At 59.3% G+C, this 17,890-nt stretch carries 15 protein-coding genes; 6 read left to right on the top strand and 9 right to left on the bottom strand.

Annotated features, from left to right (window positions below; translation table 11 throughout):
• Positions 1–166 precede the first annotated feature (166 nt).
• The gene (locus BW11_RS06145) at positions 167–634 is read left to right on the top strand and encodes a nucleoside deaminase (RefSeq protein WP_375137643.1); all 468 of its coding nucleotides are present in this window, start codon (positions 167–169) and stop codon (positions 632–634) included.
• Positions 635–639: 5 nt separating this feature from the next.
• Here BW11_RS06145 and BW11_RS06140 read toward each other — a convergent pair whose 3' ends face one another.
• The 3 genes from BW11_RS06140 to BW11_RS06130 form a co-directional block, all read right to left on the bottom strand.
• On the bottom strand, positions 640–1,386 hold the full coding sequence (locus BW11_RS06140) for a sulfite exporter TauE/SafE family protein (protein WP_375137642.1): 747 nt from the start codon (positions 1,384–1,386) through the stop codon (positions 640–642).
• A gap of 102 nt (positions 1,387–1,488) precedes the next feature.
• A complete protein-coding gene (locus tag BW11_RS06135) occupies positions 1,489–2,169 on the bottom strand; it encodes an alpha/beta hydrolase (protein WP_081887381.1) in 681 nt (226 codons plus the stop codon).
• Positions 2,170–2,253: 84 nt separating this feature from the next.
• Positions 2,254–3,204 carry a hypothetical protein gene (locus tag BW11_RS06130; RefSeq protein ID WP_140445743.1) on the bottom strand — a complete coding sequence of 317 codons (951 nt, stop codon included), beginning with the start codon at positions 3,202–3,204 and terminating at the stop codon, positions 2,254–2,256.
• 1,711 nt (positions 3,205–4,915) lie between these two features.
• Between BW11_RS06130 and dcd the strand changes: the two genes are divergently transcribed.
• A complete protein-coding gene (dcd, locus tag BW11_RS06125; protein WP_043166187.1) occupies positions 4,916–5,497 on the top strand; it encodes a dCTP deaminase in 582 nt (193 codons plus the stop codon).
• Positions 5,498–5,576: 79 nt separating this feature from the next.
• Positions 5,577–7,370 carry an FIVAR domain-containing protein gene (locus tag BW11_RS06120; RefSeq protein ID WP_140445742.1) on the top strand — a complete coding sequence of 598 codons (1,794 nt, stop codon included), beginning with the start codon at positions 5,577–5,579 and terminating at the stop codon, positions 7,368–7,370.
• Positions 7,371–7,714: 344 nt separating this feature from the next.
• Here the strand turns inward: BW11_RS06120 and BW11_RS06115 are convergent, their stop codons facing one another.
• The 6 genes from BW11_RS06115 to BW11_RS06090 all read right to left on the bottom strand — a co-directional run bounded on the left by BW11_RS06115 (position 7,715) and on the right by BW11_RS06090 (position 16,163).
• Positions 7,715–10,681, bottom strand: coding sequence for a cation-translocating P-type ATPase (locus tag BW11_RS06115; RefSeq protein ID WP_140445741.1), 2,967 nt, complete (start codon positions 10,679–10,681; stop codon positions 7,715–7,717).
• A gap of 151 nt (positions 10,682–10,832) precedes the next feature.
• Positions 10,833–12,050 (bottom strand): MFS transporter, encoded by a 1,218-nt coding sequence (locus BW11_RS06110; protein WP_375137641.1) that lies wholly within the window; start codon positions 12,048–12,050, stop codon positions 10,833–10,835.
• 118 nt (positions 12,051–12,168) lie between these two features.
• Positions 12,169–13,338 (bottom strand): ABC transporter permease, encoded by a 1,170-nt coding sequence (locus tag BW11_RS06105; RefSeq protein ID WP_140445739.1) that lies wholly within the window; start codon positions 13,336–13,338, stop codon positions 12,169–12,171.
• Complete coding sequence (locus BW11_RS06100; protein ID WP_181162613.1) at positions 13,335–14,033, bottom strand: ABC transporter ATP-binding protein; 699 nt, start codon at positions 14,031–14,033, stop codon at positions 13,335–13,337. Before BW11_RS06100 ends, BW11_RS06105 begins: the two co-directional genes overlap by 4 nt.
• Positions 14,033–15,256 carry a peptidoglycan-binding protein gene (locus BW11_RS06095; RefSeq protein ID WP_140445737.1) on the bottom strand — a complete coding sequence of 408 codons (1,224 nt, stop codon included), beginning with the start codon at positions 15,254–15,256 and terminating at the stop codon, positions 14,033–14,035. The genes BW11_RS06100 and BW11_RS06095 overlap by 1 nt, the downstream gene beginning before the upstream one ends.
• Positions 15,257–15,299: 43 nt before the next feature.
• The gene (locus tag BW11_RS06090) at positions 15,300–16,163 is read right to left on the bottom strand and encodes a hypothetical protein (protein WP_140445736.1); all 864 of its coding nucleotides are present in this window, start codon (positions 16,161–16,163) and stop codon (positions 15,300–15,302) included.
• A 143-nt stretch (positions 16,164–16,306) separates the two neighbouring features.
• Between BW11_RS06090 and BW11_RS06085 the strand changes: the two genes are divergently transcribed.
• The 3 genes from BW11_RS06085 to BW11_RS11655 all read left to right on the top strand — a co-directional run.
• Positions 16,307–16,642, top strand: a complete 336-nt coding sequence (locus BW11_RS06085) for a hypothetical protein (RefSeq protein ID WP_140445735.1) — start codon at positions 16,307–16,309, stop codon at positions 16,640–16,642.
• 227 nt (positions 16,643–16,869) lie between these two features.
• On the top strand, positions 16,870–17,535 hold the full coding sequence (locus BW11_RS06080) for a response regulator transcription factor (protein WP_140445734.1): 666 nt from the start codon (positions 16,870–16,872) through the stop codon (positions 17,533–17,535).
• Positions 17,532–17,890, top strand: a 359-nt coding sequence (locus BW11_RS11655) for a hypothetical protein (protein ID WP_219909195.1), incomplete at its 3' end; no start/stop codon positions are given. The genes BW11_RS06080 and BW11_RS11655, both read left to right, overlap by 4 nt.

Below are 17,890 nucleotides of genomic sequence, written 5' to 3'. Positions count from 1 at the left end.
CCCTCTCGACTCCCCGCTTCCGGCGCTCGCCCCTCTTCTCCCATAAGGCGCTGCTCAGATTATAGAAAACCCGTTAGGAAATCGTTAAGCACGTGGCGATATGCGCCCGAATCAACGCCCAACCATGGCCGATCAGCGAGACCTATCCGTAGACTGGGGATTCATGATGTTCGATCGAATGACGCTCGATGGGCTGATGGACGAAGCCCTCACGCTGGCCCGGCGCGCCGCGACTGCCGGCGACGTGCCGGTCGGCGCGCTCGTCGTCGACGACGAGTCCGGGGCGATTCTCGGCCGCGGGTACAACACCCGCGAGGTCGACGGCGATCCGCTCGCCCATGCTGAGGTCGTCGCGATGCGCGAGGCCGCGGCCACGCGCGGGGGCGATTGGAATCTCGCCGACTGCACGCTGGTCGTCACGTTGGAGCCGTGCCCGATGTGCGCGGGCGCATGCCTGCAGACGCGCATCGGCCGGATCGTGTTCGGCGCGTGGGACGCCAAGCTGGGCGCATGCGGGTCGATCTGGGACATCCCGCGCGATCCGCATGTGGGGCACACGCCCGAGGTGTTCGGCGGCGTGCGCGAGGCCGAATGCGCGCGGATTCTGGGCGATTTCTTCGCCACCCGCCGCTGATCGCGCTATCGGCGCCGCATCGCCTTGAACGCGACGAACAGCGAGCGCACGAGCAGCGCGGAGAGGTACACGGTGAACATGATCGCGCCGGTGCGCGGCGTCACCGCGCCGGCGATCCACGTGCCGAGCGGCGCGGTGATGGCCGCGACCACGCCGATGATGACGGCCGCCTTGACGTGCACCATGTGACGTCTGACGTTCGCCACGGACGTGGTGATCGAGTTGGGGAACATCGCCAGCAGCGACGTGCCGCGCGCGATCAGGTCACTTGCTCCGAAGATGATCGACAGGGCCGGCACGCAGATCGCGCCGCCGCCGATGCCGAGCAGTCCGGCGAGCACGCCCGCGATCACGCCGAATGCGATGAGTCCGAGCGCCATGATCGGATGCATGTCGATATGCGAGTCGCGCGACGGATTCGATATCGCCTGGTTGATGATGACGAACACGAGGAACGCGACGAACGCCCATCGCAGTGCGATTTCGGGCAGTTTCGACAGCAGCCACGAGCCGATCTGCCCGCCGACGAACATGCCGGCGAACACGAGTGTCGCGGCGATCCAGTCGACGTTGCCCTCGACGGCGTAGGAGATGACGCCGGAGATGGCGGTGGGCACGATCGCCATCATCGAGGTGGCGGCCGCGTGGCGTTGGGTCAGGCCCAGCCACACGAGGGCCGGGACGATGATGGTGCCGCCGCCGATGCCGAACATGCCGGATAATATGCCGACGAACACGCCCACGACGGCCATGATGGTCAGGCCGCGCGGGGATTCGTCCAGATGATTCTCATCGATTGCTGCATTCACGCGGCCCAGTCTATATCGTCTCTATATCGTCTATATCTCGGCTCTCTACAGAATCCCCGACGTGATGTCGTGGTCGAGCAGCCACTGGCGCAGGTCGGCGAGCTCCTCGAGACTCACGTTGTGATCGAGCCCGTGGTAGCTCTTCGTCGTCAGCCACGTGTGCTCGCCCAGCCATGCCTGCGCGGCGAACAGCTCGTACTTGGGCATCACGTCATCGTTCTTGCCATACGTGTAGAAGACCGGCACGTTGTAGTTCTCGAGGATCCCGTCGGCCGGCGCGGTGCCGGGCACGATGGCGGGCGCGACGTATCCAGACAGCGAGACGACCGCGCGATACCGCTTCGGGTTGACGCGCAGCAGGTGCACGGCCAGCAGACCGCCCTGCGAGAAGCCGAGCGGTACGATCTCGCGCTCGTTGGGCAGGTTGTTCGTCACCCACCGGTCGATCGAGATCGCCAGATCGTAGGCGGCGCGATCGAGGTCGTCCCCCATCGGCAGCCGCTCGCCGAACCACGCGTACGCGCCGGGCGAGAACGCGTCGCCGCCGGCGAGTCGAATGGGGCCGCGCAGGGACGCATAGTCGTTGTACGGCGCGATCTGGCGCATGAGATCGGCCATCTCCATCTCGTTCGACCCCCAGCCGTGCAGGCAGAGAAACAGCGGATGCGTGGGATGCGTCGCTCCCCCGCCGCGCGAGTACTGCGCTTCGGTCAGGTCAATGGTCATATCTGTCTCGCCTCTTCGCTCAACGGTGCTCGATGCCGTTCAATGGTGTTTCAGTGGTGTTCGCCGGCACAAACGGTTCCGCCTCTATTGTGCCTCATCCGCGGCGGTGATCGTGGTGAGCTCGCCGCCCCACTCGTGTTCGAGCGTGGTCATGCTTTCGGACGGGCCGAACGCGATCCACTCGTTGCCGGACAGCAGTCGCCAATCGCCCTGCGTGGCCGGGTCGTCGGCGTTCTGCGTGAGCAGTTCCGCGATCTTGCCCTGCAGCGGATTGTCGTACAGGCGCTTCGTGGTGTTCGAGTCGAACGTGACGTAGGCGACGCGCGTTTCGGCGCACAGCGACGCATTCTTGACTCCGGGGAACGTCGATACATCAAGGTCGGTCCACCCGGCCTTGCATTCGCCGGTCGCGCGTTCGATGCCGAATCGCATCGACTCGGCGCTGTCCACCGGCGCCTCGTCGCGGATGGCCGGTTTGAACAGTCCGTCGGGGAACAGCACGCCGCACACGACGCCGAACGCGAGCAGGAGCCCGGCGACCAGCAGCGTGACGATGCCGCCTGCCGCGACCCGATGCCGGCGGCTGTTGCGCGGCAGATTCGCCTTCGCGACGATCACGGAGACGAACGCGATCGCGATGCAGATCGCACAGGTGAGGGCGATATAGCGCCCCGGTACCTTGCCATCCGGGTCGACGAGGGCCGGCGCGGACTCGTGCGCGGCGGAGAGCGCGCCGAACACAACGGCGATGAGGCCGGCGATCAGCGCGACGATCGCGGCGGTCCTGGAACGGAGGGCCGGCTCGGAGCCGAATCCGGCGCGATAGGTGGTGGTGCGGCCGGAGGGACGGGAAGCGGAGGCGGACTGAGCGGCTTGGCCGAAGGTTTGGCTAGCCTGATCGGTATCGCGTTGATCGCGATCAGCACGCGGATGGCGTCTGCGACGCGAGCCGTCGTCACCGTCGTATTCGTCGTATCCGCCTGCGTTATCCGGACCGTCGCCGTTCGCGAAGAAGTCGTATTCGTTGTCGGCCATGGCGTTTCTCCTCGTCTCCCCTTCGTCGGAGTCGCCAACATCACCGACCCCGTGCCGTGCTCTATGCTGCCTTCAGTCTACCGCCGCGAACCCTCGTATTCGTCGGTCTCAGGGATGAATCAGGGTCACGTGTCCTCTGCGATCGACTGTGCTCGGTTGCAAGTGAGAGATCGCCAGCAATCAGTGCCACAAATCTCTCGCGGGAACCCTCCTAGCGAGATATCTCAACCGTCCGGTACCGAAAACCTCTCGCTAGCATCCTGTGTTGTTGATTCGTTGTTGAATTGACTGCCTCTCAGACCTGCTTCACGGGCCGGCTCGTTCTGCAATTATGGACGCGCTATGCGCGCGTCATGCCGGCTTGCCTGTCGGCTCGCACGTCGCCCGCAAACAGCTCCGCCGTTCGCTTCACGGCAACGTCCCGACAAGAGGAGCCGAGAACGGGATCAACGAATTTCTGAAGTGCGACACTAGGCCTGCGCCAACCATCCGCTCGCCAAACAAATCCGGCCCGAGCGTCCGGTCCGGTCCGAGCCCATTGCGTCCGATCCCATAGGATCCGACGTTATGGGGGCCTGCAAGGCTGGGAAAACGTTCGATCCCGTAGGATCCGCTGCGAAAGCCCCCATTCCTTGTTCCATTACGTTCGATCCCGTAGGATCCGACGCTATGGGGGCTTGCGGGGTTGTGGAAACGTCCGATCCCGTAGGGTCCGATACGGCGATCGGGGCGGATCGGGGACGGATACGTGAGGAGTCTGCCACTCAGCGCAGGTCAATCGGTTGATGTTCGTCGGGTGGCGGAAAACCGTGCCGCTCAACACGATTTCGGTGTTTTTCCGCGTTCAGTGGCAGACACATCGGCGGCAGGGGCGGCCCCTGCGATATCGACTATCGCGGAATCGTTGGAAAACAGCCCTTTTGACAACATGTCAGCAAGGCGGTGAGGCGGCAATGACGCATCGTCGTGCCGCTCAACGCCAGAACCGGTGGAAATTGCGTTGAGCGGCACGGATAGGGGCGGGCATGGCCGAGGCGACGCAGCCGGGCAGCATGACGCACGCGTAGCGCGTCCGCAATTGCGGAACGAGCCGGCCCGTGAAGCGGGTCTGAGAGTCAGCCAATTCGGCAACGAATTTACGGCGCAGGATACTAGCATCCTTCCTAGCGAGAGATAACAGCCGAGTGGCGCCACGAATCTCTCGCAGATACCTCGCTAGCGAGAGATCTCCTCCGCCCAATGACGCCGATCTCTCACTGGCACCCCTCCTAGTGAGAGATCGGTGACATCCACCATCAACAACCTCTCGCGTGATGCGCATTCGGAAAAAAGAAAACCCCGGTGGGGGTACCACCGGGGCCAGAGAAAGGAGAGAAGAAGAAAGGTTCAATTGTCGGGGGCTCACGCTCCGGGTCGGCTCTTGCTGACGGTTTATAGATAACCACTTTTTTCTGGGCCACACGCGGTGTTTCGCTGTGAGTTTCCTGAAAATTGTCGTTTTTTGGCGAATTGTCCACAGCCTGAACGCCTCGGAACAGCCACAACGGCGCAGTCATCCACACTAATACGACATATTGTCGCATTCGATTGGCGAAAAAGCGGTTTCCTGTAGCCGATCCCGTTCGCCGACGACCAGTCCCATGGCGCGCATCGCGGGCTGACACTAGACTGAAGGGCAGTATTTTGACGATTTGCCCGTGAGGAGCTTCCTATGCTGTTGTCCGACCGCGACATCCTGGCCGCGCAGGCGGAGGGACATATCTCGCTCGACCCGTGGACTCCGGAGATGGTCCAGCCCGCATCGATCGACGTCAGGCTCGATCGGTTCTTCCGACTGTTCAACAACCACGCGTACACGTACGTGGATCCGGCCGAGAATCAGGGCGCGCTCACCGAGCAGTTCGCCGTCGGCCCGGATGAGCCGTGGATCCTGCATCCGGGCGAGTTCGCGCTCGGATCGACGTGGGAGTATGTCAAACTCGATTCGACGATCGCGGCACGACTCGAGGGCAAGAGCTCGCTGGGTCGTCTCGGCATCCTCACGCATTCGACCGCGGGATTCATCGACCCGGGCTTCGAGGGGCATATCACGCTGGAGCTATCGAACGTCTCGACCTTGCCGGTCAAGCTGTGGCCGGGCATGAAAATCGGCCAGATGTGCTTCTTCCAGCTGAGCTCGCCGGCCGAGCATCCGTACGGTTCGAAGGGCGTCGGATCGCATTATCAGGGGCAGCGCGGGCCGACGCCGAGTCGCTCGTACGAGAACTTCTATCGCGCGCATATCGACGACTGAGTCGTAACAAAGCCAGGCGGCCGGCAACGGCGGTCTGGCTTCATCGTTAATTGGACAGGGACAAACAGGGGGACAGAACATGACCGATCCAAGTGGCGAATTCCACTTCGATTTCCAGAACAAAGCCAAGCAGAGGGCGCAGCAGCCGCAGGCGGACCAGCCGGGGCAGGCGATACCGCAGCCGGGGCAAGCAGAGCAGCCAGCTTACGGCCAGCCGCAGGCGACTCAGACCACCTCCACGCAGGCGTTCACGCAACCGGCAACCGGATATGAGCAGCCGACCGTCGCGGTGCCACAGGCTCCTGCTCCGGAACCTCCGACCGAGCTGGAGACCACGCAGGCATTCGATCCGTTCGCCGACGAGGATCTTCCTCCGCTGCCTTCGCAGACCTACGCCCAGCCCGCGCAGCCGACGCAGGTCACTCCCCCGGCATACCCGTCCCCGGCAGTGTACGGTCAGCCACAGGCGGCCGAAACCGCCGCCACGCAGGCGTTTACGCAACCCGTCACCGAACCGGTCATGCCTGCCGCATCCCAGCCGACGCAGGTGTTTGCACAGCCGGTTCAGCCGGCACAGCCGGCACAGCCGTACGCCCCATCCCAGCCGCAGGCGTTTCAACCTCAAGCGGCGGCGCAATCCGCCGATCCGCGCGAGGAACGTACGCAGGTATTCAATCCGAATGCGCTGAATCAGGCGGCGGCACAGCCGACGCAGGGCACCGGCATTGCCGCCAGCGACATTGCCGACAGTGGGCAGCCGACGCAGATATTCGGACAGAACGCCCAGTTCCCGCCCGCACAGCCGTTCCCTGCAGCGCAGCCGGCACCGGCCGCAGCCGGGCAGCCGCCGGTTATGCCGCCGTCGATCGCCCCGAACGATGGCGACGACGGCGATCACAACTCCGCCGGCAACGATAACGGCACCGGCGACAACAGCCGTAACTCGCGCCGCGGCAATCGCCGCAGGGGTCTGTCCGGCGGCGCGATCGCCGGCATCGTCGTGGGGGCAATCGTGGCGATCGCACTGATCGGCGGCGGCGTGTGGCTCTTCGCCGCAGGCAGCGGCAAGGTCACGTATGCGGCGTGCACGGCCGCAGAGCTCCAGTACAAGGGGTCGGCGGCCGGCCTGAAGGCCTCGATCGCGAAGGGTCAGCAGACCGTGTCGTCGACGACCGCCGATCAGCTGTCCGACGCGACCACGCTGGACACGCTCAATCAGGCGATCTCCGACGCGGGCAACGTCTCCACGAACGCAAGCTGCAAGACGGACATGTCGAAGGACGATTTCAAGTCGAACGCGCAGCAGTTCACCATCGCGGCGCAGAACGCCGACTCGCTCAAGGAGAAGATCGACGACGCGATCGACGCGGTGGACGCGGCCAAGAAGTCGAAGACCGCCGGTTCGCTGAAGTCGTCGCTGAACACGTCGCTCTCGTCCGCGCAGTCGCTGCTCAGCAGTTCGACGGGCAAGGTGGCCGACGAGAGCACGCGCACCGCGCTGCAGGATGCGATCACCAACGCGAACAGTGTGGCATCGAAGTCGAATCCTTCGCAAAGCGAGGTGGACAGCGCGAATTCAGCGTTGCAGAAGGCGATGGAGAACGTCAATGCGTCGATGAGCGCCAAGACGCAGGCTGATCAGCAGGCGCAGGCCGAGGCTCAGCAGAAGGCTCAGGAGGAGCAGCAGAAGCTCCAGCAACAGCAGGAGCAGCAGCGTCAGGATCTGGAGGATCAGGAGGCCGAGGAACCCGAGCAGTCTCAGGGCGGTTCGGGATCGACCGGTTCCGGTGCCAACTCGGGCACGGATTCCGGCTCGACCGGATCTGGCAGCTCCAATGACGCCGGCAGCGCTTACTCCGAATCCGATAACTGAGGCTTGAGGCAATCACTGCCTATGGCGTCCGTTACCCACTAGCCAACCCGGTGTTCTCATGGGTAACGGACGCATAATCCGTCATTTGCGTCCGTTACCCGGCCAGGAGCATTCCGTTTCTCGTATCAAACGGACGCCCAGCCATACCGGAGCGTCCGTTTGATATGAATAGGGCGGGCATCCTTGCGGAGGACGGACGATTATCGTCCGATTCCTGCAAGGATGCCCGCCCATCAAGCCCGTCAATCAGCACTTAGCGGCGAAATCCGTTGTCTCTCCCCCAGTCAGCCTCCGGCTGACAGCCCCCTCATCAGAGGGGGCCGAGCAAGGCGGAAGAGAGGGACTCAGCGCTTCGAGCGCTCCATGGCGCGCAGGACGCACTTGCGCAGCTCGGAGGCGACGAGCACGAACGCGGCGAGGCCGATGCATTCGGCCCATGCCAGCGCCGACAGCGGGGTCGTGCCGAACGCGGAGTTGAGGAACGGCACGTAGATCACGACGAGCTGCAGCACGATGGACAGGCCGATCGCGCCCCACAGCCACTTGTTCGAGAACAGGCCGACGAACGCCGACTGCGCGTGGGAGCGCGAGGCGATCGCGTTGAACAGCTGTGCGAACACGAGGATCGTGAAGCCCATCGTGCGGGCCTCGACCATCTGCGCGTCGTGGCCGAGCGCATCGACGGAGCGGTCGGTGAACAGACCGCCGGCCAGGTGCATGTCCATGCCGATCAGCGTCACGATGGCCATGATCACACCGATGTAGATGATGTCGCCCCACATCGAGGCGTCGATCACACGGTCGGTGACCTTGCGCGGACGACGGTTCATCACGTCCTCGGTCTGCGGGTCGACACCCATCGCGAGCGCCGGCGCGGCGTCGGTCAGCAGGTTGATCCACAGCAGCTGGGTGGCGAGCAGCGGCACGGTCACGCCCTGCGTGCCGGGCTGGGTGATGCCGAGGAATCCGGCGAACACGACGCCGAAGAACACGGTGAACACCTCGCCCACGTTCGAACTCAGCAGGTAGCGCAGGAACTTGCGGATGTTGTCGAAGATCACGCGGCCCTCGCGCACGGCGGCCACGATCGTGGAGAAGTTGTCGTCGGCGAGGATCATCTTCGCGCTCTGCTTGGTGACCTCGGTGCCGGTGATGCCCATCGCCACGCCGATGTCGGCGGTCTTGACGGCCGGGGCGTCGTTGACGCCGTCGCCGGTCATCGCGACGATGTTGCCCTGACGCTGCAGCGATTCGACGATCTTGAGCTTGTGCTCCGGGGCGACTCGCGCGTACACGGACACCTCGGAGGTGGCCTTGTCGAACGCGGCCTGATCGGTGAGTGCGTCGAGCTGGTCGCCGGTCAGGGCCTTGCCGCCCTTGTCGATGATGCCCAGATCGGAGGCGATGCGGGCCGCGGTCAGCGGGTGGTCGCCGGTGATCATGACGGCGCGGATGCCGGCGCGATGCGCCTCGGCCACGGAGTCGCGCACCTCGGTACGCGGCGGGTCGATGATGCCGACCATGCCGTTCCAGATGAGGTCGGTTTCGATCGCCTCGGACTGGTCGGCGATGTCGGTGACCTGTCCGGCGGCATTGGCGCGCACACCGGGCACCTCGGACAGGTTCGCGGTGCCGAGCGGACGGTACGCCTGACCGAGCGTGCGGTACGCCTCGGAGGAGAGGCGTTCGACGGTCGCGAGGATCGTCTGGCGATCGCCTTCGGTGAGCGGACGGACCTGTCCGCCGACGGCGATGCGCGAGCAGAAGCTGAGCAGCACGTCCGGCGCGCCCTTGGCGAAGACGGTGAGTTTGCCGCCCTCGGTGGAGTCCTTCGCGATGATCGACATGCGCTTGCGTTCGGAGGTGAACGGTACCTCGGCCACTCGGCTGGACTGCTCGTAGCCCTTCATCGCGCCGGTCTTGCGCGCGGCGACGATCAGGGAGACCTCGGTCGGATCGCCGACGATCTCCCACTTGCCGTTCTCCTTGCGCAGGTCGCCGTCGTTCGCAAGCGTGCCGGCGGCGAGGGTCGCGATGACCTCGGCGCGCAGAGCCGGCGCATCGGCGAGCGAGGAGCCGTCGGCGGCGACCATCTTGCCTTCCGGCGCGTAGCCGGTGCCGGTGATCTGCACTTCGCCGGACGGGGTGACGACGCGTTCGACGGTCATCTCGTTGCGCGTCAACGTACCGGTCTTATCCGAGCAGATCACGGACGCGGAGCCGAGCGTTTCGACAGAGTGGAGCTTCTTGACGATCGCGTTGTGCATCGCCATGCGCTGCACGCCGAGCGCAAGCACGACGGTGAGGATCGCGGCCAGGCCCTCGGGCACGGCGGCCACGGCGAGCGAGACGGCGAGCAGCAGGGAGTCGATGACGTCCTGCGTGGTGTGGAAGCCCTCGAGCAGCGCGAGCGCGGCGAGCACGATGGCCGCGATGATGCACACCGCTAGCCCAAGGATCTTGGAGACGTAGTCCATCTCCTTCTGCAACGGCGTCTGCTCGTCCTCGGTGGCGGACAGGAGATCGGCGATCTTGCCGACCTGCGTGTTCATGCCGGTGCCGGTGACGATCGCGCGGCCGGTGCCCTGCGTGACGGAGGTGCCGTTGAAGATCATGTTGGCGCGGTCGCCCAGCGCCTTGGCTTCGGGCAGCGTGTCCGGCTTCTTGCCGACCGGCACGGATTCGCCGGTGAGCGACGCTTCGGCGATGCGCAGGCTGGCGGCCGTGAAGAGTCGGCCGTCGGCGGAGACGGAGTCGCCCTCCGCGAGGACGATCACGTCGCCGGGGACGACTTCAGCGGTGTTGATGCGCACGACCTTGCCGTCGCGCAGCACGGAGGTCTGCGGCGCGGTCATCTGGGCGAGCGCCTCGACCGCGGCCTCGGCCTTCGCCTCCTGGATGTAGCCGAGGACGGCGTTGACGATCAGGATGAGGACGATGACGATCGCGTCGAACGGCAGCGCCTCGCCGCCTTCCGCGCCGGGGGCGGCGTGTCCGCGCTCGATGAACCATGCGATCACCGAGATGACGGTGGCGGCGAGCAGCAGGTAGACGAGCGGGTCCTGGAACTGGGCCAGGAACTTCTTCCATTTCGGCACGGGCGGCGCGCTGGCCAGCTCGTTCGGGCCGAACTTCTCGAGTCGACGCTTGGCTTCGGCCTCGCTCAGGCCGACGTTCGGGTCGACGTTCAATGCTTTGGCGACCTCGGCCGCATCGGTCAGGCTCGGATCGACGTCGCCCATCAGCGCTTGCTGGGCGCGCACTTCCTCTGATACCGCGGGCGCGGTGGATTGACCTTTCTGATCAACCATGTGATTCTCCTTGGTATAGCCGCGGAGTAGTCAGTCCGTGCGGCGGCCGGGTTGTCTCCCCCGACGCGCATCGGACTGCGCGGTTATGGGCACCGGCGCAAACCGACGCCGATGCATACGATTGCCATTATTCCATATGGGTGTGGAGCAGTCATCGCACGGCGTAAGGGGTGTTGTCCAGTAGGTCCGCGAGATTCCTACTCATCGCGCGGTCTCGCGACCCCTTGGTCACGCTCATGCCGGCGGTCACGGCGATCAGGGCGATCGTGCAGACGATCCACAGCGTCCGCCCGCCGAACCGGCTGATCACGCCGCCACCGATCAGCGGCGCGAGCGCGATCGACAGCGACCACAGCACGTTGTACACGCCCTGATACGTGCCCCGCGCGGAGGCGGGAGCCATCGCGGCGACGATCGTCGTGGCGATCGGGAACGTGCCCAGCTCGCCGAGCGTCCACAGCACGACGGCGAGCGCGAACCCGCCCCACGATCCGGCCACGATCTGCACGGCGTAGCCGATGATGGTGACGGCGAGTCCGGCGACGAGCACGCGCGAGTTGCCCATGCGCGCGAACAGCTTCATCGCGGGGATCTGCAGCGCGCACAGCATGAACCCGTTGATGGTGAGCAGCACGGAGTATTCGCCGAGCCCCATGCCGAGGTTCGTCATCGCAATCGGCAGTCCGGAGGTCGACTGGAAGTACACAAGATAGTAGCCGAACATGAGCACGGAGAACGCGAGGAATGGCCAGTCGGTGAGGACTCTGCGCCAGTTGTCGCGCAGGGAGGTGGGGGCGACGCCGAACTCGGACGAGTCGGGCGACTCTGGCCGGGCGGAGGCATCCCCCGGCCCGGGCACGGCGATGCCCAGATGCCGCACCTCGCGGAAGAACCCGACGAGCAGGATCGTCACGGCGAACATCACGGCGGCCTCGACGTAGAACATCAGCGAATACGACACCTTGACCAGCTGGTTGGCGATGATAGGGCCGATCGCGTAGCCGAAGTTGATCGCCCACGATTGCAGGACGTACGCGCGCTGCTGGCGTTCGACCGGAACCACGTCCGCGATGTACGCGGCGATCGCGGGGCTCGGCAGCGAGGCGAACGCGCCGTAGACGAACAGGGTCGCGCCGAGCGCGATCGGATCGGCGAGCGCGGAGACGACCAGCAGGGCGATGGCCGCGCCGATCTCGCCGATGATGATCATCGACTGTCGGCCGAACCGGTCGGAGAGCGTGCCGCCGAACAGGCATCCGATGATCGACCCGAAGCCGTACATCGCGACGACCGCGCCGACGACGCCTTCGTCGATGTGCAGCGCGGAGACCAGGTAGATCGACAGGAACGAGGTGACGAACCGCCCCATCCATAGGATCAGGATCGCCAGCCACAGGCCCCAGTACAGCAGGGGCAAACCGAACAATGTGCGCCGTTGTTTCACCCTCAATACCCTACTCGGATGTGGCGGGGCGGCTTGCCGGCAGTCATGTCTGACGCAGCAGTTCCGACGGGTCAACACAGGTAGCTTTAGCTGCCGGTAAAAGACCGGAGACCGCTCCTGTCAGCATCCCCAGCACCGGAACCAGCAGCACCGAGACTGGCAGTATGAACCTCCACCCATAAACTACGTCGATGGCTGCTACAAGTTGCGCACCAATCAGTAGACCAGCCCCTGCCCCAACCAATCCCAAGCATGACGACTCCGCTAAAAACTGCATGGCAACATGCGCGGCCGGCATACCTAACGCCAAACTGATACCTATTTCCTTGCGCCGCTCGTTCACTGACATCTGCATGGTATTGATAATGCTGAAGGCGGTGACCACCAGCATAACCGCTGTGATGACACTCGTCATGGTTTGCGAATCTTTCATGAGACTTTCGCGCAACTGCCGAGGATCGGACGGACCATGCACCGAGACGGACTCCGGTTCTGCAGGCGATAACGCATAGGGCAATAATCTCTCAACTTCATTCTGCGTCCCACGATACACCGCAATATGCACCATTCGCTGATTAGGCAAAAGACCAAACAGCCGCGCAGTTTGCGTAGACATAAACACAGTCGTAGACAGAACAGATTGGTTGGGTGCATCATGGACCAATCCAAGGACTTTTACAGTGGTCCCATTGACTTCAACCGTCACCTCTTGCTGCCCTGCACCTATACCTAGCTGTTCGGCCAATCTAGCCCCCAGCAGTACGGTATACACATCGGCTTCAGCGATGCCTTCATCGTATGGGAGCCCCATACCGTGAACCACTTTGGCTCCACGAGCGGCAAGTCCTCTCATGGAACCGATAGTCACACTAGCCGTTATCATCGTGCGCCACTGCGATGCAGTCACAGTCACCAGATCACCGGAACCGCTAGGAATATTCAGTGTTCCAGCATTTATCACTTGAGACATGTCATCCAAGCCTGAGAGCAGTTCATGTTCTGGAACAGTCCATGCCTCAACCGGCAGTACAGCCTCGATGGACATCCCTTCCATATCAAGAAAGTGCTGAGCAGTACGGTCCCCAACAGCCAGAGAAATACCCTGCATTGTCACCAAAGTCGCAGCGCAGAACAATACCGCAAGCATAGTAAACAGGTTACGTCGCCAGCGTCTTATCAGCGAAAGCAGCGCACGAGAGAACGGATCATTCATGTCGTCACTTCCGATACCGTACCGTCAATCATCCGCAACTGCCTATGACACGATGATGCCACACTCATATCATGAGTCACCACAATCAGCGCAGTATCAGGGGATACTACATGATGCAACAGCTCCACGACTCGTTTGGAGTTCGCGGAATCAAGGTTTCCAGTCGGCTCGTCGCACAACAGCAATCTCGGCTCGTGTGCCGTGGCCCGAGCAATTGCCGCTCTTTGACGTTCGCCACCGGAAAGCTGACCCGGGAATGCATCGGCTTTATCCATCAATCCCACCTTCGACAGTCCCAGCGCAGCCGCATAGCATGCCTGCTCACCGCGTATCCCCTTAATGGCAAGGGCATAACATACGTTCTCTTTGACAGTGAGATGTTCAATGAGATGAAATGATTGAAAGATGAATCCTATATAATCTCTACGCAACCGACAACGACGCCCTGCTGTAAGGTTTGAGACCTCGATGCCTTGGAATAGATAGCTGCCAATAGACGGACGATCCAGCAATCCCATAATTGACAGCATGGTAGATTTACCAGAACCGGAAGCACCGACAATAGCAACAGATTCACCAGAATACACAGAACAAGACACACTACGCAATGCCACGGTGTGGGGCGGAAATATGCGGCCAACATTGTGAAACTGTAATAATGGGATATCAGACACATTCATAGTGGAATCGGTCATCATTCGATCCCTTCACTAGTTGCTTCCGGAACTGGAATGACAACAGTAGCACCGTCCTCAATTCCGTCACCAGATACAGCACATTGCCCTCGATAGCAAAGTTCGATCTGCACATTAATTCGCCCCACTTTGTCATTATTTATCTTCAACCAATACCCCTGGTCGTCATGCCTCACAGCCGTCGAAGCAACAACAAAAGCATTCTCTTTACTACTCTCTAACACCACAGATACTTTCACGTCACTCGGCTGAGTGGGTAATCTCGTCACATCGATAGAATCAAATGCTATAAGAACGTGGTTGTCGTTAATGTCGGGATCGACTTCGCTGTTTACTGAATCAGTTTCTTCATCGAGTTGTTCCACAGAAGACAAAGTCTCATCATCAGCATAAGGTGAGTCATAAACATTGCCCAGCGCACCCTCCGTAACGCCGTCATTCAGATGAACCACGACAGATTTTCCTGCCAGCGCGGCCGCATTAGGAAAGTCCGCAGTGACGAATTCCGCGGCATAGTCACGAACCACACTCTCCAGACGACATAGATTTCCCTGCACCATCTGCCCTCTAGTACCGCATGCGGATTGCGCTCGAAGTGGCAGTTGCTCCGCAAACACTATCTGCTGAGCAGGCAACGCCGTTTGACGCCACTCCTTTGTAACTAGTGTTCTACCAGAAGCATCCACTGAAGGAAATCCAAGATTATGAAGATATAGATATAACGCCCATGCCGTTGAGTCACCATATACGCCTTTGGAATCATATACCGTATATCCGAGACGCTTTAGTCCTTCTTGCAATTGCTCAACGTCCACTCCATGAAGTCCTGGAGAGATGGTGCGGTATGCAGGTATCTCACCATTCATGAGAATGATTGGACGCTCATTGATAAATCCAATAACACCACCTTCTACTACTTCACCGCCTTTACTGAGGCCATCACGAGTAACCTTTCCTTCTCCTATAATATCCAATTCGGTATGAGGAAAAGTTCGAAGCGTTCCAACTATGGTATGTTGCAACGTCTGACGATGAATCTTGGTAGTCAACGTAACTGATGATGGTTGAACTTCATCGCTCAATGTTTCTTGTACACTTAATGTGGTCAGCACAGTTCCGCATACGGCAATAACAACCAATAGAAAAACACCAATAATTTGCGCAAAGCTAATCTTACGTGTAGACGATACATAATCTTTGCGGTTTTGTTTTCCTCTCCTCATCAAGACACCTCTAATCCTCAATCTTTGCACGCTTAGACTTTGGCTAAATATACATATCGAATGAATACTGACCTGAGATAACCTGATTAGCCTTACGTAATGCATCACCTAATATCTCATACCGTTCGAGCAGCTTAGCTTCATTCGCCATCATCCACTTACCGGCATTGCGTTCCATAGCGATATCGATATGCTCGATCAATTCCGCTTCACGCTGACACATATAATCTTGACGTGCCATGTCTCGCTCCTCATCACTCAATGAATCATTCCAGTCACGATATGTCCCAAAACGTTGTCGAGCAAGGTCCCCAGCTCTCAGCCCTCGAACATTGTAACCAGCGTCCGCCATGCATGGAACATATTTTTCGGATATTGCAGTTTGAACATCAGAATCCTCAAGAGCAGATTTCGACTGATTTTGAATTAGCTCATTAAATGTATTCAATACTTCATTAGAACGTTGGTACGACCCAAACAATATAGCATAAGACCGTGCAGCGCAGCTATGTAGAAACTCTTTAGAATCACTGATATCACCGTTTACTTCTTTCTCATATCTTAATTGCTCAGCATGAGTCAACGAATCCAGATAAGAGTCCACCGTCGATACTCTACTATCCATAGAAATGGTTTTAATTCCATATCCTACCGATGTCGCTTCTTGCTCGCTTCGAAATATTCCTCCAACATCAGCATATCCCTGTATGGAAGGAATAGCCGAATAGTCAATTGGGACGTCAAATCCAAGACCACGCGCACATTGCTGCTGTAAAATATTCTGCGCCTGTAAAATTTCAGGATCGATTGACATTAATTCCGAAGTCGCTTTTATTACAGGATCCGAAACATCAACTGTCTGCGAAGAACTACACCCAGACAATACCATCATAATGACAGCTGTCATCACCATTGAAATACGAAATATACTTCTACGCATATTCACCATCCCGAAATGAAAAAATTTTATGGGTTGAGGCTGAAGCGGCTTCCCCAACCTCAACCCAGTCGGTGAGTTATTAAAGAGTTAACTCAGCCATAGCAAGTCGCATGATCAGACGCATTGAGCTGACCAAACGAAGGCAGTCTCTGATTGCGATAAATTTTTGCGATTGCTCTGTCGCCACCTACAATCTGGTTATCCCAAATCGTCACCCATCCTTCAATATTCTGCGTACCGGAGTCGAAAGTGTTATCCTGGAAATAGTGTTATCCTGGAAATCAGCATTACAGAACGAGAATGAAATGCTATCCCCATCATACAATTCCTTCTCCCACAATCTCAACTCTTTGGCATTGGCCATAGAGACCGGCATTATCGCAATCGACGATGCCAGCAACACAGCTGCCGTTCGCTTTCCTACCACATTCATCTTTGATCCTTGAAATGAAAGTCTTCATTGAACTAACCAGCATGGTGCAATGACCACGCGCAGACAGACAAACATCGTCTTGCCGAAAGTCGTTCGGAATGCTGCCACTGCAAACCTTTAACTGCATTATATACAGTGAGGGTACTTCCCTGCATCCACTATAAAGTTTTTCTGTAGTCATTGGATTGGAGCATGTTCGGCACTGCGCTATGATTGACAAATGAAAGGAATGGAGATAGTATGTCTCGTATAGACACTCGTATAGACATAGGCATCATCGACAATGACTGCTGCGCCTCACGCATGATAGCTACGACAGTACAGCACATGAGTACCGATTTCAAGATTCTCTGGATCACGGAAACAGCACAAATCGGTATAGAGCATTGCCTCTACGACTCCCGGAAACCTCACGTACTGATCGTCGATATGGAATTGGATGGCATTCCCGGACCAGACCTATGCCGTCGCATCAGGACCCGCACTCCTTCCATCGGACTCATCGGAGTCACAGCATACCCGCTGAAACGTTTTCGTTCTCGATGCATTGCGAATGGCGCTCAAGCCCTGTTGTCCAAAAGGCAGATTTTCACCCCTCAAGCAGCGATAATCATCCGACACGCTGCGAACGGCATGTCTAATCCCTATGACACACATTTTCAAAATGCAATGGAATCTCATCAGAAACTTACCAGTGCAGACAATAGGACTCGACCGTCTCTCAGTATTAAAGAGATCGAAATACTAAGCATGTATGCCCGCGGCGACACCACCCATGAGATCGCCGTCAGTCTGGGGATTGCCGAAGCTACAGTCTTTTCTCACACACATCACGCCATGCAAAAGCTTGACGTTCGCAATCGGAAAGAAGCGATACGTCGATGCATCGCAGAACAACTGATATGAGAGTCAAGCATAAACATATCGTTAGAAAGCCTCTGTTATGGTTTAGCATGACGGCGATTTTTCTATACGGTATGGATTTTTATGTCGAAAGCATGTTCCATGCTCCTCTTGCAACAATCATAGCTCTGGCGACATGCTTATCACTCGTATACGTGAATATTACCTCTCGATTGGGACTATGGGCCGTTTTCATATGTTGCATATGCAATTTGCTTGCCCCTGTTAAGCTTCCAACAGTCGCCGTTACCCTTACTGTGGTATCTTTAGGTATTCTATCATCTATCACTAAACATGATGGATACTATGCAACTCCAATTGCTTTGCTGGCATTGGTTGCCAACTCCTACCTCAATGA

The organism is Bifidobacterium sp. UTCIF-38, assembly GCF_006454495.1.
GTDB lineage: Bacteria > Actinomycetota > Actinomycetes > Actinomycetales > Bifidobacteriaceae > Bifidobacterium > Bifidobacterium callitrichos.
Note: the sequence above shows the minus strand (reverse complement) of the source record. Positions and strands in the feature narration are given on the sequence as shown.

Excerpts from the sequence above, each read along its gene's own strand:
- BW11_RS06145 (WP_375137643.1), top strand. The coding sequence starts at position 167 with ATGTTCGATCGAATGACGCTCGATGGGCTGATGGACGAAGCCCTCACG.
- BW11_RS06140 (WP_375137642.1), bottom strand. The coding sequence starts at position 1,386 with ATGGCCGTCGTGGGCGTGTTCGTCGGCATATTATCCGGCATGTTCGGC.
- BW11_RS06135 (WP_081887381.1), bottom strand. The coding sequence starts at position 2,169 with ATGACCATTGACCTGACCGAAGCGCAGTACTCGCGCGGCGGGGGAGCG.
- BW11_RS06130 (WP_140445743.1), bottom strand. The coding sequence starts at position 3,204 with ATGGCCGACAACGAATACGACTTCTTCGCGAACGGCGACGGTCCGGAT.
- dcd (WP_043166187.1), top strand. The coding sequence starts at position 4,916 with ATGCTGTTGTCCGACCGCGACATCCTGGCCGCGCAGGCGGAGGGACAT.
- BW11_RS06120 (WP_140445742.1), top strand. The coding sequence starts at position 5,577 with ATGACCGATCCAAGTGGCGAATTCCACTTCGATTTCCAGAACAAAGCC.
- BW11_RS06115 (WP_140445741.1), bottom strand. The coding sequence starts at position 10,681 with ATGGTTGATCAGAAAGGTCAATCCACCGCGCCCGCGGTATCAGAGGAA.
- BW11_RS06110 (WP_375137641.1), bottom strand. The coding sequence starts at position 12,050 with ATGGGGCGGTTCGTCACCTCGTTCCTGTCGATCTACCTGGTCTCCGCG.
- BW11_RS06105 (WP_140445739.1), bottom strand. The coding sequence starts at position 13,338 with ATGAATGATCCGTTCTCTCGTGCGCTGCTTTCGCTGATAAGACGCTGG.
- BW11_RS06100 (WP_181162613.1), bottom strand. The coding sequence starts at position 14,033 with ATGACCGATTCCACTATGAATGTGTCTGATATCCCATTATTACAGTTT.
- BW11_RS06095 (WP_140445737.1), bottom strand. The coding sequence starts at position 15,256 with ATGAGGAGAGGAAAACAAAACCGCAAAGATTATGTATCGTCTACACGT.
- BW11_RS06090 (WP_140445736.1), bottom strand. The coding sequence starts at position 16,163 with ATGACAGCTGTCATTATGATGGTATTGTCTGGGTGTAGTTCTTCGCAG.
- BW11_RS06085 (WP_140445735.1), top strand. The coding sequence starts at position 16,307 with ATGATCAGACGCATTGAGCTGACCAAACGAAGGCAGTCTCTGATTGCG.
- BW11_RS06080 (WP_140445734.1), top strand. The coding sequence starts at position 16,870 with ATGTCTCGTATAGACACTCGTATAGACATAGGCATCATCGACAATGAC.